Here is a 16,942-nt window from a genome sequence, read left to right as displayed (position 1 = left end):
TCAATTCGACCCGGGTCATCCTCGCATTAACCAGGGCGTGCTGACAATTATCGGAAATGCGGGCGGTGGGGGATTGAATGGGTGCCGTCGGAGCCGCCCGGACCGGGCCGCGCCCCGCCCGGGGTCGTCGCGGGCGGCGCAGGGCCCGGCGGGTGCCCGGGGCCGTCCCCGGCCGGCACGGCGTGCCGTGGTGACGCCGGACCTGGTGGTACGGCTGCGCCGCACGGCGGGCGACGGCCGGCCGGCCGCCCGTGCGCTGCTCGTCGAGACGGTCGCGGCGATGGCCGGTGCCCCGCCGGCCGCGATCGCGGTGGAGCGTTCGGCGGCGGGTGCGCCGGTGCTGTGCGGCGTCGCCACGGGCTGGCACGCCAGCCTCAGTCACACCCGTGGCCTGGTCGCGGTGGCGGTGTCCCGGATCGGACCGGTCGGCGTCGACGTCGAGGAGGTGCGTCCGCTGCCCGCGCTCGGTCTGAGTCGACGGTGGTTCGCCCCCGAGGACACCGACTGGCTGCGCGGCCGACCGGCGGACCGCCTCGGCGTCGACTTCCTGGCCCTGTGGACCGGCAAGGAGGCGGTGGCCAAGGTGTACGGCACCGGGTTGCGCGGTGGCCGGCTGCTGCGCCGGCGTACCGCCCCACCGGCACCACCTGCCTGGCGGCCCGCCGTCGACGATCCCGGGGTCCTGGTGACCCACCGGGAGTTGTCCGGCCACGTGTTGGCGCTCGCCAGCGCGCCGGCGTGCCCCGGGCACCCACGGCCGGTCCCCGGCCGCTGATGCGGACCGCTCTCGTCCTCGGTGGCAGCGTCGCCGGCATGATCGCCGCCCGGGTCCTGGCCGACCACGCCGACCAGGTGTGGATCGTGGAACCCGACGTGTTGGTGGACGCGCCGGTGATCCGCCGGGGTGCGCCGCACGGCAGCCAGGCGCACACCCTGCTCGGCCGGGGCCGGACCGTCATCGACCGGCTGCTGCCCGGCTTCGTCCGGCAGCTGGTGCGCGAGGGTGGCCAACTGGTCGGCAGTGGTCCCGGCGGCGCGCAGTGGTTCCTCGACGGCCGGGCGAAGGTCCCGGTGCGCGGCGGCAGCGTGGTCAGCGTGTCCCGTCCGTTCCTGGAGTGGCACATCCGCCGGCGGGTCCTGGCGCTGCCGAACGTGACCCTGGTCGGGGGCACCGCCGTCGGGTTGACCGCGACCGCCGGCCGGGTGGACGGCGCGTTGGTCCGCCCGACCGGCGGCACCGACGCCCAGCGGCACGGCGCGCAGCTGGTGGTGGACGCCACCGGCCGGTCCAGCCGGCTGGCCGACTGGCTGGGTCGGCTCGGTTACCCCGCCCCGGCCAAGCGTCGGATGGCCCTGGACCTCGGCTACGCCACCTGCCTGTTCCACCGGGAGCCGGGCCAACGGCTGGCCGGCCACGTGGCGGTCTACTCGGTCCACACGCCGAGCCGGGCGCGCAACGGTCCCAGCTCGATGACCCCCGTCGAGGGCGATCGCTGGCTGACGCTGGTCAGCGGTTACGGCGACCGGCGACCGGGCCGTGACCTGGGCGAGTTCCTGGCCCGCTGCCGGTCGAACCCGGCCACCCCGCTGCGGCTGCTGCCGGACGTGTGCGAGCCGGCCAGCGAGGTGTACGTGCACCGCTTCCCGGACAGCGTCCGCCGTGAGTTCGACCGGCTGGACCGGTTCCCGGCGGGCCTGGTGGCGATCGGCGACGCGGTCGCCTCGTTCAACCCGACCTACGGTCAGGGCATCTCGGTGGCGGCCATCCAGGCGGTCGCGCTGGACGAGTGGCTGGCCGAGCCCGGCGCGGTGGACGGGCCGGCGTACGCGTACTTCCGGCGGGTGCGGGCGGTGGTGGACGACGCCTGGGACTTCTCCGCCGCGCAGGACCGTTACCTGCCGCACGTGACCGCCGCCCGGCCGTTCGGGTGGCGGCTGCGCCGGGGCCTGGCCGAGGCGGTCCAGCACGCGACCGTGACCGACGAGGTGGTGCACCGGGCCTTCCTGGAGGTCGTCAACCTGACGACCGGGCCCGCGCGGCTGCGTCGTCCGGACATCCTCTGGCGGGTCGGTGCCGCCGTGTTGCGCCGGCACCGGGCCTGACCCCCGCCGCAGGCGCGGCAGTCGGACCTTCCGCACGACCAACCCCTTATGAGTGAAGACTGTCAATGGTGTTGATGTGTGGACAAAAGGGCTTTCTGCTGCTCGGTGTGGTGTTGTCGGGCGGCGGTGCGGGGTGCCGCCGAACCGATGTGCCGTCGCGGGCCAAAGCCCGGGTGACGACCCGCCCGGGGCCTGGCCGGTGGGCCCGCCGGGCCGGCCTTCTCGGCCCCTCCTGGCGGTCTGACCTCGGGCTTTCCATCGCTCCTCGAAGATGGCTTGAGCAATCTGCGACGGTCGCCCCAAAACCGGCTAGCCTCTCAGTCGAACCGCGCACGATCACGGAACGAAAAGACGTGAATTCTGCTTGGAACTGACGCTTATCTATGGTGATGGGTAAGGCTGTCGCTTTCATGCGGATCCCCGCAACGGCACGTCGAGAAGAGGGCGGACCGCTCTCGGGGGAGGGGCCATGGAAATCCAGATCCTGGGACCGCTCGTGCTCGCCCACGCCGGGGCGGTCACCACACCGACCGCCCCGAAGCCCCGCAGCGTGCTGGGCCTGTTGCTCCTCAACGCCGACCAGACCGTGCAGGTCTCCGCGTTGATCCAGGAGCTGTGGGGCGGGTCCCCGCCGGTGAGCGCGCTGACGACGCTCCAGACGTACGTCCTGCAGATCCGCAAGTGCTTCGCCGGCCTGCTCGGCGTGCCGGTCTCCGAGGTGGCCAAGCGGGTGCTGGTCACCGTGCCCGGCGGCTACGTCCTGCGGGTCGGTGCCGACGAGTTCGACCTGCGCCTGTTCGAACAGCTCGCCTCGGCCGGCCGGCGGGCCCTGGCAGCCGGCGAGAACGTCGACGCGGCGGCGCTGCTGGTGCGCGCCTGTGCGCTCTGGCGTGGTCCGGCCCTGGCCGACGTGCGGGCCGGCACCGTGGCCGAGCCCCGGCTCAAGGCGCTGGAACAGGTCCGGCTCAACACCCTCGAGCAGTGCATCGAGGCGCGGATGCGGCTCGGCCACCACCAGGACGTGCTGGCTGAGCTCACCCTGCTGATCGCCGAACACGGGCTGAACGAGAACCTGTGCGCGCAGCTGATGGTCGCGCTGCACCGCAGCGGCCAGCGGCGGGAGGCCCTGGCGGTCTTCCACCGGCTGCGTACGGCGATGGTGGAGGAGTTGGGGCTGGAGCCGTCCAAGCGGCTGCACCTGCTCCAGCAGGCGGTCCTCGCGGACGATCCGGCGCTGGAGGTGGCACCCCGCGACGACGGGCTGACCCAGCTGCTCGACCACCTCGTCCTGCAGCGTCCCCGCGTGCGGTAGCCGTCGCGCAGGCACCGCCCTCGTGCGACGCGGGGAGCCAACGGCCGGTCGAGGAGGAGCGGGCCTGGTGGACCGTTCAGGCCGGCACCGGCACGTACGCCGACTCGTCGCACCACGGCACCGCGCCGACGGCCCGGGCCAGGTCGAGCCCGGCGGCCCGGTGCGCGGCGGCGGCCGGGTCACCGAGCACGGCGGCCAGTTCGGCGAGGGTCTGGTCCACCGGTCCGAGTGAGATCGAGCCGCACTCCAGCCCGGCGAAGCGCCCCGCCCACGGCGTCAACTCCCGGTAGCAGCGCCGGGCGGCGGGCGCGTCGCCGAGGCGGGCCGCGACCTGGCCACGCACCGTCATCCAGTACAGCCACAGGTAGTCCGGGCGGATCGGCGCGTCCGGCCGCCACACCGCCCGGGCCGCGTCGTGGTCACCGGCCGACAGCAGGGCGTGGGCCAGCACGTCGTGGGCGTCGTCCGGCACCCGCGCGTGCACCTGCCGGAGCTCCTCGATCACCTCGTGCCCACGCCCGACGGCGGTCAGCACGGTGAACCGGCCCATCAGTCCCATCGCCGCCGCGTTCGGGCCACCGACGCGGCCCATCCGGTCACTGATCTCCGCGTACCGGCGTGTCGCCTCGTCGAGGTCGCCCCGGAACAGGGCGCGCAGGCCGGTGAACCAGCCCATGACGGCGAGGATCAGGCCGAGCTGCCCGGTGGTGGCCTCCTCGACCGCCCGGTCGACGTGGTGGTGGGCCCGGTCGAAGTCGGTGTCGGCGAGCGCCGCCTGGTAGAGGATGTGGTGGGCCTGGCAGCGGTACGCGGTCAGCCCTGCCGCTTCGGCCGTCGCCAGCAGTTCCCGGCCGACCCCGGGCAGTTCGGCGCGGTACGCGGGGGCGACGGTGACGAAGTAGCGCGCATTGAGCGCGCGGCAGAGCACCGCCGGGTCGTCCTGCCGGCGGGCCAACGCGAGGGACTCCCGGGTGACCTCGTCGGCACGGCCCAGGTCGGCGCCCTCGATCTCGAACGCGAGGGTGCTCAACAGGCGCGAGCGCAGCACCGGACGGTCCCGACCGACCCGGGTCAACTCCTGCTCCAGCAGGCCGACCAGCGGCGCGTCGACCAGGCGGTCGGGCCGGATGGTCCAGGTGACCGGGGCGTCGATGCAGGTCAGCGCGGCATGGACGGCTGCCGGGTCGCCGACGCCGGTGGCCAGTCGTACCGCCTCGGCGCGGGCGGCGCGGGCGCCGACCACGTCCCCGGCGAGCGCGCTGGCAGCGGCCAGCTCGCGGTGCAGGTCGAGCCGGGTCCGGGCGTCGGTGGCCGGGGCCAGGCCGACGGCGCGCAGCGCACCGGCCCAGAGCGCGGCGGCCTCCCTCGGTGCGCCGAGGTCGCCGGCGCGACGGGCGGCGGTGGCGAGATGACCGATGGCGTCGACGGCGGTGGACCGGGTGAGGGCCGCGAGCGCATGCCGCCCCAGCGCCGCCGCGTCGTCGCTGCCCTGTTCCCGCAGCACGGTGAGGATGCGGGCGTGGATCCGGGTGCGGCGCAGCAGCGGCACGCTGTGGTAGAGCGCGTCGCGCATCAGGGCGTGGGCGAACCGCACCCGACCCGGCGCGGGTTCGACGAGCAGCCCCGCGGTCACTCCGGCCTCCAGGCCGTCGAGGACCGGCTCCTCCGGGCCGCCGTCGAGTGCGAGCAGGGTGTCGACGTCGGCTTCGGCACCGAACACCGCAGCGTGTCGCAGCACCGTCCGCGCGTCGGCAGGCAGTCGCGCCAGTCGGCGGGCCAGCACGTGGCCGAGGCCGGCGGGCACGCCGTCGAGCGCCGCTGCCGGTCCTTCGGCCGCGACCAGTTTGGCCAGCTCGATGGTGAACAGGGGATTGCCCGCCGACCGTTGTCCGACCGTGTGCGTAAGCTCGGGATCGGTGCTGTCCACCCCGTGCCGGCGCAGCAGCTCGGCGACGGCTTCCCCGTCCAGGCCGTGCAGCGCGAGATCGACCGCCGGCACCGCGGCCAGCGCCGCCCGTGCCCCCACCAGGTCGTCGGTGACCTCGTCCGGCCGGTACGTCGCCACGATGAGCATTGGCGCGGCGGTGAGGGCGGCGACGAGGTGCCGAAGGATGCGCAGGGTCTCCCCGTCGGCGCGGTGCACATCCTCGACCGTGAGGAGCACGGGGGCCTGCGCGGTCAGTCGGGCCAGGTAGGCGGCCAGCGCCCCGCGCAGGTGGAACTCGTCGTACTCGCCACGGGCCCGGCCGGTGGGTTCGGGGTCGAGCAGCAGGCGCAGGCCCGATGCCTCCGCCTCGTCGAGGGGGAGGAGCCGTCCGGCGGCGGTGACCACGTCGCGCCAGGCCCACGCCGGCGGTGCGCCCTCCACCTGCGGGCAGTGCCCGACGACCGGCTGCCAGCCGTCAGCGGTGAGGATGTCGGCGAGTTGTCGTGCCAACGTCGACTTCCCCGCCCCCGCCTCCGCGCCGATCCAGCAGATGCCCAGGCCGGTCACGGCGGCCCGGGCGGCGGCGGCCCGGAGCCGGGCCAGTTCCGCCGCCCGGCCCACCGGGCGCGTCTCGGGTGCCCCGACGATGGGGGCGGGCAGGAGCCTGACGGTCGCCCCGGGCGGCGCGGGAGCGGCGCTGTCCAGGCGTGGGCTCTGGCGCAGCAGGTCCGTCTCCAGGCTCCGCAATTCACGGCCGGGGTCGATGCCCAACTGCGTGGCCAGCGTGGCCCGCACGGTACGGAGCACGTCGAGCGCGTCGGCCTGCCGGCCGAGGCGGTACAGCGCGACCGCGAGCAGCACGGCGGCCCGCTCCCGCAGGGGGTGGTCGCGCACGTGCGGGTCGAGGTCACGGACGACCTCGCCCGGCCGGTGCAGGACGAGCAGGAGTTCCGCCCGCTGCTCGACGGCGGACAGCCTCAGCTGGGTCAGCCGGTCGTGCTCCCGGTCCGCCCACGGCTCCCCGACGAACTCGGCGTACGGGCTGCCGCCGTGCCAGCAGGCCAGGGCCTCGTCCAGCCCGGCGATCGCCACTGCGGGTCGCTGCCCCGGCTCGGGCGTGGTGGCCCGCAGTGCCGCCTCGAACCGCCAGGCGTCCACGTCCGGGGTCGGCAGTCGCAGGGCGTACCCCGGGGCGGCGGTGAGCAGGGTCCGGGCGGGGGTGCGCGACGGACGGTCCGGCTCCAGCGCCCGGCGCAGGTTCGACACGTACACCTGGAGGGCGGCCTGGGCGCGTGGGGGCGGGTCCCCCGACCAGAGATCCTCGATCAGCCGGTCGACCGAGACCGGGTGGCCGCCACCGGCGGTCAGTCGGGCCAGCACCGCGCGTTGCCGGGGAGCGCCGAGGTTGATCGTGACGCCGCCACGGCTGGCCCGCACCGGGCCGAACACGCCGATCGTCGTCACCCGGTGACCCTAGCCGGGCACGCGGGGCCGGGGGATCCCGCGTCCGACGCCCGTGGCCGCTCCGGTCGGGCCCCGGTCCGTGGCCGGGTGTCCCGCTGGTCCGTGGCCGGGCGTCCCGTAGGTCCGGTGTCCGAACGGGACGTCGGCGGCGGCTCGGCACCGCCGGGCCGCCGCCACACATCAGGGGATACGCCAACCCCGTCGCGGCGCGGTGCAGGTCAGCGGGTGGAGATGCCCCCGCTGAGCGCGGGGGAGGTCAGACCGGCCTCGTTCGAGACCACCACGACGTGGACGAACGCCTGGGGCATGTGGGTGAAGTGCCAGGTACGTCGTCCGGTGTCCGGGGTGCCGTAGATGACCGCCCGGGCGACGCCGACCTCGGTGGTGGGGATCGGCGCACCCCAGGTGGGTATCGGGGTCGGCAGCGCGGGTCCACCCGGCGGGGTGGTCGGCAGCCCCGGATCGGTGGGGGTGTCGTCCGGGGTGGTCTGAAGCCAGCTCAGGTCGATCCGGTAGTTGTCCTCCCGCACCGAGTTGTCGGTGAAGGTGACATCCAGCGTCCGCTTGCCCTCCTGGTACCCGGCGGACAGCGTCAACGCGCTGGGCGCTGCCGGGGTGACGCGGTACTGCGGGCAGGACAGCGGGGCGACCTCGGGCACCGGTTGGCTGCCGTCGGGCACGTTGTTCGCGGTGACACAGAATCCGTGCACCCCGGCCAGCGCCGAACTCGGGACCGTGAAGGAGAAGCCGACGAACGCGCCCCGCTCGACGTGCCACAGGTTCGCCGGGCGGGTCACCGCAGGTGGTACGTCGGTCTGCACCGTCACCTGCACCGGGCCGCCGTTGGGATCACTGGCCCACCCGCTGACCCGGACCGCCCCGCCGACGTACTCCCACGACTCCAGCCAGCCCATCGGATACTTGTCGCTGCCCACCGGTGGCGGTGTCGGCTCGGCCGGGCTGTCGTCACAGGCCGGCGGCGGGTCGGGCACGTCGCAGTAGGGGCGGGCGAGCGCGGTCCCGTTCGCGACCACGGTCAGACCGGCGCTGAGGGTGAGCGCCAGGCCGATGGCGAGGAGTCTCTTCATGCCCACAGCAACGCAGGCACCACTTGTGCCGGACTTGGCGCGGCGGTCGGTGGCCGCGCTCAGCCGCCGCCAAGTGTCAGGAGCTTTCCTCGGTCGTCGCGCCGGGGCGCGCGGCGGCACGCAGAGAGGAACACCATGGGCAGCATTCTCGTCACCGGCTCGGTGGACGGCATCGGTCAGCGCACCGCGGCGCAACTCGTCGCCCGTGGGCACCGGGTCGTCCTGCACGCCCGCAACGAGGAACGGGCGGTGGTGGCCAAGGCGGCGGTTCCGGCCGCGGCCGGGATCGTGGTCGGCGACCTGCGCTCCATCGAGGAGACCACGGCGCTCGCCCGGTCGTTGGCCGCGTTCGGCCGCTTCGACGCCGTCGTGCACAACGCGGGAATCGCCCGGCTCGACGCGCCGACGCGGGAGTTGACCCGGGACGGACTGGAGTCGACGTTCCAGGTCAACGTGCTCGCGCCGTACCTGCTGACGGCGCTGTCACCGCCGCCCGGGCGGCTGGTGTTCGTGTCGTCGGCGATGGCCGCCGACGGGCTGGCCGACCTGACCGACCTGCGGTACGACACCCGCCCCTGGCACGGCGTCGAGGCGTACTCCCGGACGAAGCTGCTGGACCTGGCGCTCGCCTTCGCGGTGGCCCGCCGGTGGCCCGGTGTGCTGAGCAACGCGGTCGATCCCGGCTGGGTGCGTACCAGGATGGGCGGCGACGCCGCACCGACGAGCCCGGACGACGCCGCGCGGGAAATGGTGCGCCTCGCCGTGGACGTCGACCCCGGGGCCCTGGCCAGTGGACGGTACGTCAGCGCGCGGGACTGGCGACCGGAGCGCTCGCGGATCGACCCGCTGGGGGACGAACTGCTCCTGCGGTGCGCGCAGCTCACCGGCGTCGAGTTGCCCGGACCGGGCCGGGCGGGAGGGGCCTGACGCCGGTCGGCCGGTGCGCCGAGGCCCACGGCGGTGGGCAGCGCCCGGCGACGGTCGTCACGCCGGTCGGTTGCCGGTGCGTCGGCGGCTCAGCGCGCCTGGTCGAGCCGGAGCGCCGCCCGCGCGACCGTCGACCGGCACGCCACCCCACGGTGCGGGTGGCGTGCCGGTCGGCGGCGGACTACTCGGCCGGGTCCCGGCGGGCCGGGCCGGCGACCGCATAGGTGACCAGCCCACCGATGGCGAGCACCGCCGCCACCACCGTGGCGGCCCGGCTGTCGGGCGGTTGGCCCTGCCACGTCGCGACCGCTCCCCAGGTGCCCGGCTGTGGGTAGAGGGCGGCGATGGTGGTCCAGCCCAGTGGCAGGAACCAGGACCGGGCGGCGCCGACCACCGTGGCGCACAGCGCCATCAGACCGAGCAGCCCGGTGGCGTCGCGGACCACCAGCGCGACCGGCCCGAACCGGGCTCCGGTGTGCCGCGTGGCGAGCAGGACCACCAGGATGATCAGCAGGCCGGCGAGCAGGTGCACCGCGCGCCGCCAGGCCCAGCGCACCGACGCGGTCCGCTCCAGGTTCTCGTCCGGGCCGGCGAGGGTGGGCGCGAGCGCCGTGACCATCAGCAGGACGGTCAGGACGACCATCATCGGGGTGACGTCCCGCTCCTTGGCGAAGGCCAGGTACAGCGCCCAGAGCACCGCCACCCCGCCGACTGCGGCGGCCAGCGCCAGCGGCACGTGTCGCGACCGTAGGTAGAGCAGCGTCCAGGTCACCGGGCACTCCGCGACAGCATCCCGGTGGGATCCTGGCAGGCCCGCAGGGCGTCGCGGACCGTAGTGACCCGGGCCAGCGCCTCCGCTTCGGGCAGGTCACGCAGGCCCCGCCACAGGGTGACCGCCTCGGGGTTGATCCCGGGGTCCTCCTCGATCATGCCGGGAACCACCCCCACGGACGACCGCGGCTCACGGCCCAGGAGCCAGTAGGCCGCCGCCCGTTCGACCACCTCGTCGCCCTCTTGGCACTTGCCGTCGTACGGGACGCCCAGGTGCCCGACGATCTCGGGGACCACGGCGGCCGGGTGGGCGAGCCGGCCCCGCTTGTCGATTCGGATCTCGATCGTGACGACACCCGGCTTGGTGACCGGCGTGACCTGGTCGAACGTGATCGTGCGGGTGTCCTCGTGCACGACGGCCGCCGCATCAGGCATTTTCGCCAGCGCCGTGAGGCCCTCCCGGGCCAGCGGGGTCACCGTGTCGAGCACCTTGGCGTGGACCCGGCTGACGCACACCGTCGGGGTGTCGTCGGTGCACACCAGCTCCTGCGCGACCGGGTCGACCGGCCAGTTGAGCGTGTCCCGGTCGTGGGGGAGGACCGTCGTGGCCACCACGAACCCGAGCAGCACCGGCAGCACCGCCATCGCCCGGACCCGCCAGCCGTCGGCGACGTACAACAGCAGGCCGGTGGCGGCGAGTGTGATCATCGAGATCGCCAGCGCGCCGCTGACCCGGTTGTCGATCGTCTGGTAGTCGTGGAACGGGCCCGAGCCGTGGGCCGGGGAGATCGCCGCGGCCACCCGATCCGGCGTACCGACGGTGACGAAGAAGACCAGCAGCACCCCGCCCACCGCCAGCGCCGGTGCGGTCACCAGGGCGGGCAGCAACCGCCCGATCCCCAGTCCGAGCCACCCCGCAGCGACCAGGGACAGCGCACCGACCGTGGTGACGACGACGAAGTGCAGCAGGGGCAGGTACGACGCGGTGGTGACGATCCAGGCGATGCCCGCCACGGTCACCAGGAGATAGGCGGTCACGAGGGTGAGGGCCATCGTGCCGAGCACCGGCAGCATCCGCCCGGCGCGGGACCGGGCGGTGGTGGCGAACAGTTCGCCGACCTTCGCCCGGTGCTCCCGGCGACCCTGCCAGGCGCCGGCTGCGAGGGCCAGCGGCCACAACAGGAGCAGGTACTCCCGGATGGCCAGGGCCAGGGCCATCCAGCCACTCGACCAGCGGCCGGTCGCCACGTACAGCGCGCCGACCCCGACCACCACCGTGACCAGCGCAGCGCCGACCGCGGCGGAGCGGCGCAGTTCGATGCCCATGATGCTCATCCGGGCCCCCCGCTTTCCTTCGGGCTGCGGTGCGGCGTGGACGGTCCGCCCGCTCATCGGGCGGCCTCCGCGCGGTGCTGACGCAGCAGCGCGGAGTAGCCCCGCTCCGCCGGGCTGTCGCCGGCGTGGCCCGCGTCGCCCTGCGCGGCGAGCACCTCGGGCGTGCCCCGCCACACCAGGCGGCCCTCGTTCACCAGCACGACGTCGGTGCAGGCCGCCGCCACGTCCTCGACCAGGTGGGTGGAGACCAGCACGCAACTGTCGGTGCCGAGGTCGCGCAGCAGCTCACGGAAGTCGAGTCGCTGTTCCGGGTCGAGGCCGACGGTCGGCTCGTCGAGCAGCAGCAGCCGCGGGTCGTTGACGATGGCCTGGGCGATGCCGGCCCGACGCAGCATGCCGCCGGAGAGCGTCTTGAGCCGGGCGTCGGCCCTGGCGGTGAGCCCGACCCGGTCGATGGCCCGCTGCACCGCCGCCGGGATGGCGGACCTGGGCATCTCCTTGAGCCAGGCCAGGTAGCCGACGAACTCGCGCACCGTGAACCGGGGGTAGTAACCGAAATGCTGGGGCAGGTAACCCAGGTCGCGGCGCACCGGTCGCAGCTCGGCGCGGCCGTTGACCGGGTGCCCGAGCAGCGTCAACCGGCCACCGGCCGGGGCCACGACGGTCGCCAGGGCCCGCATCAGCGTGGTCTTGCCCGCGCCGTTGGGGCCGAGCAGCCCGTGCACGCCGGTGCCCAGGGCCAGGTCGAGGCCGTTGACGGCCAGGTGCCGACCGGCCCGGACCTGTAGGGCCTCCGCGTGGATCGTCCAGGGATAGGTGGTGGCGGTCGTCTCGACCGCGCTCACGGCACGCATCGTCGTCATCTCCTTCAGTGATCGCCTGGGGGCGGCGTGGGATACGGCCCGGAGGGCCGGGTGGCGGGTGGCGGGTGGGGGGTTACCCGTGGTGGGAGAGCCGCCGGAATCCGTTGGCCCGCAGGAGGGCCATGATGGTCAGGACGACCGTGGCCAGGGCCCAACTGGGGGCGCTCTGCGCCGACAGCAGCACCGGCAGCCGGGCGGCGACGAGGCTGGGGGCGACCACCGCGAGCGTCCAGACCGTGACCAGTCCGATCGCGGCGTGGCGTACCCCGACGAGGGTGCCCAACAGGAGCGTGGCGGCGGTGAACGCCAGGCAGGGCAGCAACATCAGGGCAAGCGACATCCCGGTGCCGGCACCGACCACCGCGAGCACGGGAATGACGAACGCCAACACCGCAGCCGTACGCCGCAGCAGCATCGTCAGACCGCTGGCGGGCGTGGCGGCGATCAGCTCCCAGGCCGGGTCGGCCCGCCGGTGCCAGGCGACGGCCACCCCGGGCAGCGGTGCCAGTGGTGCGATGAGCAGCACCAGCGAGGGGGTGCCGACCCACAGCGCACCGAGTACGGCCGCACACGCGAGCACCGTGCCGGTCATCGCCAGCCACGGCAGCAGCGTGCCGACGAACCAGCGGTGTCGCAGCACCGACCAGGGCCGGCTGCGGCCGACGGGCACCGCCGCCGTCGCGATCTCGCGGTCCAGCACCAGCGCGACCTGGTCGATCACGGCCCGGCTCGCCCCGGTGGTGCTGCCGGCCAACCGGGCGCGGCAGTCGGCGCAGTCCTCCAGGTGCACCTCGATCGCCCAGACGCCGGGTTCGTCGAGTTCCGGATCCCCGGCGGCGTAGCGTTCGATCTGGGACAGGCTGGGGTGGGCGGTCATGACAGCGCCTCCCGGAGGGCGATGCGGGCTCGGCGGACACGGGATTTGACGGTGTTCTCCGGTACGCCCAGCAGCACCGACGCCTCCCGCGAGGAGAGCCCGTCGAGGACGGTGGCCCGCAGCGCGGCCCGGACCTCGGGTGGCAGGACGAGCAGGGCCTGTTCCAACTCCTGGCCGATCCGCGCGGCCATCACCTCGTCCTCGGCGGCCGGGGCCGTGCTCGGCATCAGCTCCACCTGCGGCAGTCGGCCCTTGCGCGCCCGGTGGCGGAACGCGTCGACCAGGCGGTGGGCGGCGATGGTCCACAGCCAGCCCACGGCGCTGCCCTGCGCCCCGGCGCTGTCCCTGCCCCGGGGACCGGCGAAGCTGCCCGCCGCCCGCCAGACCGCCAGGTAGGTGTCCTGGAGCACCTCGGCGACGACGTCGGGGTCGGCGCAGCGACGGCGCAGGCGCACCTCCAGCCACGGCGCGGTACGCCGGTAGAGCTCGTCGAACGCCCGCCTGTCTCCGCGGGCGACGCGTCGTACGAGTTCACCCTCGTCGGCCGCGTCCAGGTCTGTTCTCACACCCGGTCAGACGACGGGTCCACCGGCAATGGGTCCGGCTTCCGCGTGATCGTCGTCACATCCAAGATCGCGACCGGTGCGATGTGGTCCGGCCACCCGGGGTGGGGAGGGCGGGGTCGCCGGTCCCGGCCGGGCGGGTCATCCGGCCGCCGCCAGCGCGTCCCGCAGGTGGGCGTGGGTGTCGTCGTCGAACGCGACGAGCCGGATCCGTTCGAGGTTCGTCGGGGTGGCCCGGACGGTCGCGACGGCGACGCGGGCGGCCCGGTCGGGCGGGTAGCCGTACACGCCGGTGGCGATGGCGTCCACGTTCTCCCGCGTGATGTCACCCTTGACGACCTCGATCACTGCCATCGCACAATCCTGACACATCAGGGCGAAGCCCCGCCGGGTCGCCGGTCCCCGCCGGCACCGTCCGGCGACCCCGTGGGCGGCCGTGCCCGGGGCTGCCGGCCGGCGGGGGCTGACCCACGCTAGTTTGCTCGGATGAGTCTGCTCGATGACGTCGCCCAGCGCGACGGTTGGCGGTGCTGGGTGTGCGACGAGCCGGTCGACGCCGACAGGTCGGTGAACGACCCCCGGGGGCCCAGCGTCGACAGCCGCACCGCCGACCGGAAGGCCAAGGTCGTCGAGCGGCTCGCGCACCGTGCCTGCAACACCCGCAAGGGCGCGGTCAAGGTGGTCGTCGCCTGGCCGGACCGGCTGCGCGTGGTGGAGCCCGCACCGCTGGTCGCCGTCGCCGAGCGGCTCGAACGCAAGGGCGGCCGGGAACTGGTGGCCCGCTGCCCCAGCCGCCGGGACGCCCAGGAGGCGGCCGACTGGCTGGTGGACCGGTTCTCCCGGTTGGTGCCCGGGCTGCCGGTGACCGCCAGCGTCGAGGCGGGCGGCGGACAGTACCTCGTCGCCCTGGCCGCCCACCGCCGCTGACCGGCGACCCGGCTGGCCGGCGACCCGGCTGGCCGGCGACCCGGCTGGCCGGCGACCCGGCTGGCCGGCGACCCGGCTGGCCGGCGACCCGGCTGGCCGGCGACGCGATGGCCGTTGGCAGGTGGCCGAACGACGGTGGCAACGGTCGGCCGGGCGGGGCGGCGGCCCCGGTGGGTGCGCCGTCCGTCGGCGTCAGAGGGCTCCGGGCCCGGCGTTGACCTGCGCGTAGGAGGGAAGGTCCCCGCGTACCGGATGGCCGTCGCGGACGGCCAGGGCCGTCTCCACCGTGGCGGCGAGGGCGGCGCGGAAGAGCAGGGAACCGGTGCTGATCCGTCGTACGCCGAGCTCGGTCAGGGCGGCGACGGTGTGCCGTCCGGGCAGGAAGAGGACGTTCACCGGGACGTCGACCGCCGCCACGACGGCGGCGATGTCGGCGGGCTCCGCCAGACCGGGAACGAACACGGCGTCGGCGCCGGCGTCCGCGTACCGCCGGACCCGACGCAGGGCCTCCGTCAGGTCGCCGGGGCGTTGCCAGTGGGTGTCGGTCCGGGCGTTGACGAACAGGTGGGGGACCTCCCGCTTCACCGAGCGGATCAGCGTGGCGTGCGTGTCGGCCGGACCCATGGCGTCCTCCATGTTCACCCCGACGGCTCCCGCCTGCGCCACCGCGACCGCGGCGTCGACCGAGCCGGTCTCGATGTCGACGGTGACGGTGACCGGGAGGGTCGCCAGGCTCCGGGTGAGGCGCAGGGTGTCGGCGTCGGCGGCGTTGACCCCGTCGGGCAGGCCGTTGGCGGCCGCGACGCCGAGGCTGGTCGTACCGAGCGCCGGGAACCCGGCGTCGACCAGGGCGCGGGCCGAGGCGACATCCCACACGTTCGGCAGGACCAACGGATCGCCGGTGCGGTGGAGTGCGGCGAAGTCCCTCACGCCCGCGCCGCCGCCGTGGTGGCCGGTGGGCCGGACGGAGAGTCGTTCAGGACGGCGTCAGGACAGCTGGTCGGCATGGGGTGAACCCTACGACCCGCACCGCGCGACGACCGGCCGGCCGGGAGCACGGGCCCGCCCCCGCACGCCGCCGCCGACCCGCGAGGACCCGCTATCCGACGGCCGTGCCTGGTCACCGGCGATCGACGGGCGGGGTGTGCGTCGAGGCCCTAGGGTGGCGGCTCTGGCCGGCCGATCGAGGGAGAGACCGTTGTCGCCGTCGTACCACCCCGCCCGTCGGCGCAGCGCCGTCGTCGCCCTGAGTCTGGTCGTCGGGCTCGTCGGCTGCGCCGCGCCCCGGGCCGAACGGGCGCAGCCGCCACCCGTGCGGGTCGAGGAGACCCAGGAGAGCCTGCGCGACGGCAGCGCCTCGCCCGCCCCGGCCGGCCCCCGGCCGGCCTGGTCGGCACCGGTGCGGCGGCTGGACCAGGAGTTGGCCGAGGTCGGGCAGCTCATCGTCGTGCCCGACGAGCGGGAACTGCGCGCCGTGGACCGCGCCACCGGGCAGGACCGGTGGCGGCACCCGTTCACCACCGGCTACCGCTACGTGGTCGTCGGCGGGTCGATCGTGGCCGGCGACAACGACGACGGCGGTGTGGAGGTGCTCGACGCGGCCACCGGCGTCACCCGGTGGCGGGCGGCGGAGACCCAGGACGTCGTCGTCGACGACCGGGCCGTCTACGCCCGGGAATGTGCCGGCACCGGCAGGTCGGCGACCTGCGCGATCATCGGCCGGGACGTGCAGACCGGTCGCCAACTGTGGAAACTGCCCTCCGACCGGTTCGCTCGGGTGAGCGACGTGACCCTCGGCGCGCGCACGCCGTACGCGCCGGCTGCCGGCCGGTACGTGGCGGTACGGCTGAGCACGTCCGACCGCCCGGCCACCTACACCCCCGTCGCCCCGACCACCGGCCGGACCGGTGCCGGGCGGCTGCCGAACCGGGCCTGGTACGGGTTCGTCGCCGGTGACCTGCTGGTGAGCACCGACAACGATCCGCCCAAGGGTGACCAGCGTTGCACGGTCAGCATCACCAGCGTCCAGGCGGCCAGTGGAGGCCGGGGCTGGTCCGGGGTGGTCTACAGCGGGCGCCGGGAGAACGGCGAGTGCGCCAAGCGGTTGGTCCACGACCGCAGCGGGCAGACCCTGATCGGCAGCGGCACCCGGCTCGTCGCGGTCACCGCCGACGAGCGACCGCAACTGGTGGACCTGCGCACCGGCGCGACGGTCTGGAAGGGGGCCGCCGCCGGCGTACCGATCGATGGTGACGACCGGTCGGTGCTGGTGCGCGACAAGGCCGACACGGGCGGGTTGGCGTTGCTCGACCTGGCCACCGGCGCGTCCCGGTGGACCGTGCCGGATCCGGCGCTGCCCGGCACGTCGGCGAGCTGGCGGTCGGCGGTCACCGGGGGACTGGTGGCGGTCAGCGGGGCCGAGGACGGCCGACCGCAGGTGCTGGTGTACGACGTCGGCACCGGTCGTGAGCTCGGCCGCTACCCCGGCTGGCTCGCCGGGGCGGGGCGGGACTGGGTCGCGGTCAGCCATTCCGGCACCGGCGGTCTCGCGGTGGACCTGCACACCTTCTGAACCTGACGACCGGGCACCGGCGGCGACGTGCCCCGGCGGAATCCGCCGGGGCACTCAGCTCACCGCCGTCGGCGGCCAGGGTGGCGTCGGGGCAGTGCGGTCGGCGCGGTCGCCGACCGGACGCTCCTATGGCGTGTCAAGTGGGTGGGGTGGGTTTTCGAGGCGTCGGTAGAGGTCTCGGGCGATGTAGCGCTTGAGGCAGCGTTTGATCTC

General features: G+C 74.7%; 14 protein-coding genes and 1 pseudogene. 6 read left to right on the top strand and 9 right to left on the bottom strand.

All coding sequences use genetic code 11. The annotated features are described in order from the left end of the window. Window positions 1-190: 190 nt before the first annotated feature. The 3 genes from AB0C22_RS24450 (at window position 191) to AB0C22_RS24440 (ending at window position 3,415) form a co-directional block, all read left to right on the top strand. Window positions 191-775 (top strand): 4'-phosphopantetheinyl transferase superfamily protein, encoded by a 585-nt coding sequence (locus AB0C22_RS24450; protein ID WP_219460542.1) that lies wholly within the window; start codon window positions 191-193, stop codon window positions 773-775. Beyond that, window positions 775-2,103, top strand: coding sequence for an FAD-dependent oxidoreductase (locus tag AB0C22_RS24445; RefSeq protein ID WP_357537213.1), 1,329 nt, complete (start codon window positions 775-777; stop codon window positions 2,101-2,103). The genes AB0C22_RS24450 and AB0C22_RS24445 overlap by 1 nt, the downstream gene beginning before the upstream one ends. Window positions 2,104-2,572: 469 nt before the next feature. After that, window positions 2,573-3,415: an AfsR/SARP family transcriptional regulator gene (locus tag AB0C22_RS24440; protein ID WP_208570499.1), complete on the top strand. Its 843-nt coding sequence runs from the start codon at window positions 2,573-2,575 to the stop codon at window positions 3,413-3,415. 76 nt (window positions 3,416-3,491) lie between these two features. On the opposite strand, the gene AB0C22_RS24435 is transcribed toward AB0C22_RS24440, so the two are convergent. After that, complete coding sequence (locus tag AB0C22_RS24435; RefSeq protein WP_219460549.1) at window positions 3,492-6,806, bottom strand: BTAD domain-containing putative transcriptional regulator; 3,315 nt, start codon at window positions 6,804-6,806, stop codon at window positions 3,492-3,494. A 218-nt stretch (window positions 6,807-7,024) separates the two neighbouring features. Beyond that, window positions 7,025-7,894 carry a hypothetical protein gene (locus tag AB0C22_RS24430; RefSeq protein ID WP_219460552.1) on the bottom strand — a complete coding sequence of 290 codons (870 nt, stop codon included), beginning with the start codon at window positions 7,892-7,894 and terminating at the stop codon, window positions 7,025-7,027. Window positions 7,895-8,029: 135 nt separating this feature from the next. Here AB0C22_RS24430 and AB0C22_RS24425 point away from each other — a divergent pair, with 135 nt between their 5' ends. Further along, a complete protein-coding gene (locus tag AB0C22_RS24425; protein WP_357537211.1) occupies window positions 8,030-8,821 on the top strand; it encodes an SDR family NAD(P)-dependent oxidoreductase in 792 nt (263 codons plus the stop codon). Between the two features lie 181 nt (window positions 8,822-9,002). Here the strand turns inward: AB0C22_RS24425 and AB0C22_RS24420 are convergent, their stop codons facing one another. The 6 genes and pseudogenes from AB0C22_RS24420 to AB0C22_RS24395 all read right to left on the bottom strand — a co-directional run. Further along, complete coding sequence (locus AB0C22_RS24420; protein ID WP_219460558.1) at window positions 9,003-9,593, bottom strand: hypothetical protein; 591 nt, start codon at window positions 9,591-9,593, stop codon at window positions 9,003-9,005. Next, window positions 9,590-10,984, bottom strand: coding sequence for a hypothetical protein (locus AB0C22_RS24415; RefSeq protein ID WP_255597538.1), 1,395 nt, complete (start codon window positions 10,982-10,984; stop codon window positions 9,590-9,592). Before AB0C22_RS24415 ends, AB0C22_RS24420 begins: the two co-directional genes overlap by 4 nt. Then, complete coding sequence (locus AB0C22_RS24410) at window positions 10,981-11,781, bottom strand: ABC transporter ATP-binding protein (protein WP_219460559.1); 801 nt, start codon at window positions 11,779-11,781, stop codon at window positions 10,981-10,983. The genes AB0C22_RS24415 and AB0C22_RS24410 overlap by 4 nt, the downstream gene beginning before the upstream one ends. Window positions 11,782-11,863: 82 nt before the next feature. Beyond that, entirely contained in the window at window positions 11,864-12,667 is an 804-nt protein-coding gene (locus AB0C22_RS24405; RefSeq protein WP_357537208.1) for a hypothetical protein, read from the bottom strand. After that, window positions 12,664-13,233 (bottom strand): sigma-70 family RNA polymerase sigma factor, encoded by a 570-nt coding sequence (locus AB0C22_RS24400; RefSeq protein WP_219460563.1) that lies wholly within the window; start codon window positions 13,231-13,233, stop codon window positions 12,664-12,666. Before AB0C22_RS24400 ends, AB0C22_RS24405 begins: the two co-directional genes overlap by 4 nt. A 138-nt stretch (window positions 13,234-13,371) precedes the next feature. Then, window positions 13,372-13,530: pseudogene (locus AB0C22_RS24395) on the bottom strand (RNase III inhibitor); the annotation flags it as partial. A 186-nt stretch (window positions 13,531-13,716) separates the two neighbouring features. On the opposite strand from AB0C22_RS24395, the gene AB0C22_RS24390 reads away from it, so the two are divergent. Then, the gene (locus AB0C22_RS24390; protein ID WP_219460570.1) at window positions 13,717-14,157 is read left to right on the top strand and encodes a hypothetical protein; all 441 of its coding nucleotides are present in this window, start codon (window positions 13,717-13,719) and stop codon (window positions 14,155-14,157) included. Between the two features lie 192 nt (window positions 14,158-14,349). Here the strand turns inward: AB0C22_RS24390 and AB0C22_RS24385 are convergent, their stop codons facing one another. Continuing rightward, window positions 14,350-15,087, bottom strand: coding sequence for an isocitrate lyase/phosphoenolpyruvate mutase family protein (locus tag AB0C22_RS24385; RefSeq protein ID WP_357537205.1), 738 nt, complete (start codon window positions 15,085-15,087; stop codon window positions 14,350-14,352). 268 nt (window positions 15,088-15,355) lie between these two features. Between AB0C22_RS24385 and AB0C22_RS24380 the strand changes: the two genes are divergently transcribed. Next, the gene (locus tag AB0C22_RS24380) at window positions 15,356-16,729 is read left to right on the top strand and encodes a PQQ-binding-like beta-propeller repeat protein (protein ID WP_357537204.1); all 1,374 of its coding nucleotides are present in this window, start codon (window positions 15,356-15,358) and stop codon (window positions 16,727-16,729) included. Window positions 16,730-16,942: the final 213 nt, after the last annotated feature.

Source organism: Micromonospora sp. NPDC048894 (assembly GCF_040649765.1).
In the GTDB taxonomy this organism is placed as follows: domain Bacteria; phylum Actinomycetota; class Actinomycetes; order Mycobacteriales; family Micromonosporaceae; genus Micromonospora; species Micromonospora antibiotica.
Note: the sequence above shows the minus strand (reverse complement) of the source record. Positions and strands in the feature narration are given on the sequence as shown.

Coding starts and splice junctions, on each gene's coding strand:
- AB0C22_RS24445 (WP_357537213.1), top strand. CDS start 775: ATGCGGACCGCTCTCGTCCTCGGTGGCAGCGTCGCCGGCATGATCGCC.
- AB0C22_RS24425 (WP_357537211.1), top strand. CDS start 8,030: ATGGGCAGCATTCTCGTCACCGGCTCGGTGGACGGCATCGGTCAGCGC.
- AB0C22_RS24405 (WP_357537208.1), bottom strand. CDS start 12,667: ATGACCGCCCACCCCAGCCTGTCCCAGATCGAACGCTACGCCGCCGGG.
- AB0C22_RS24390 (WP_219460570.1), top strand. CDS start 13,717: ATGAGTCTGCTCGATGACGTCGCCCAGCGCGACGGTTGGCGGTGCTGG.
- AB0C22_RS24415 (WP_255597538.1), bottom strand. CDS start 10,984: ATGAGCGGGCGGACCGTCCACGCCGCACCGCAGCCCGAAGGAAAGCGG.
- AB0C22_RS24440 (WP_208570499.1), top strand. CDS start 2,573: ATGGAAATCCAGATCCTGGGACCGCTCGTGCTCGCCCACGCCGGGGCG.
- AB0C22_RS24410 (WP_219460559.1), bottom strand. CDS start 11,781: ATGCGTGCCGTGAGCGCGGTCGAGACGACCGCCACCACCTATCCCTGG.
- AB0C22_RS24430 (WP_219460552.1), bottom strand. CDS start 7,894: ATGAAGAGACTCCTCGCCATCGGCCTGGCGCTCACCCTCAGCGCCGGT.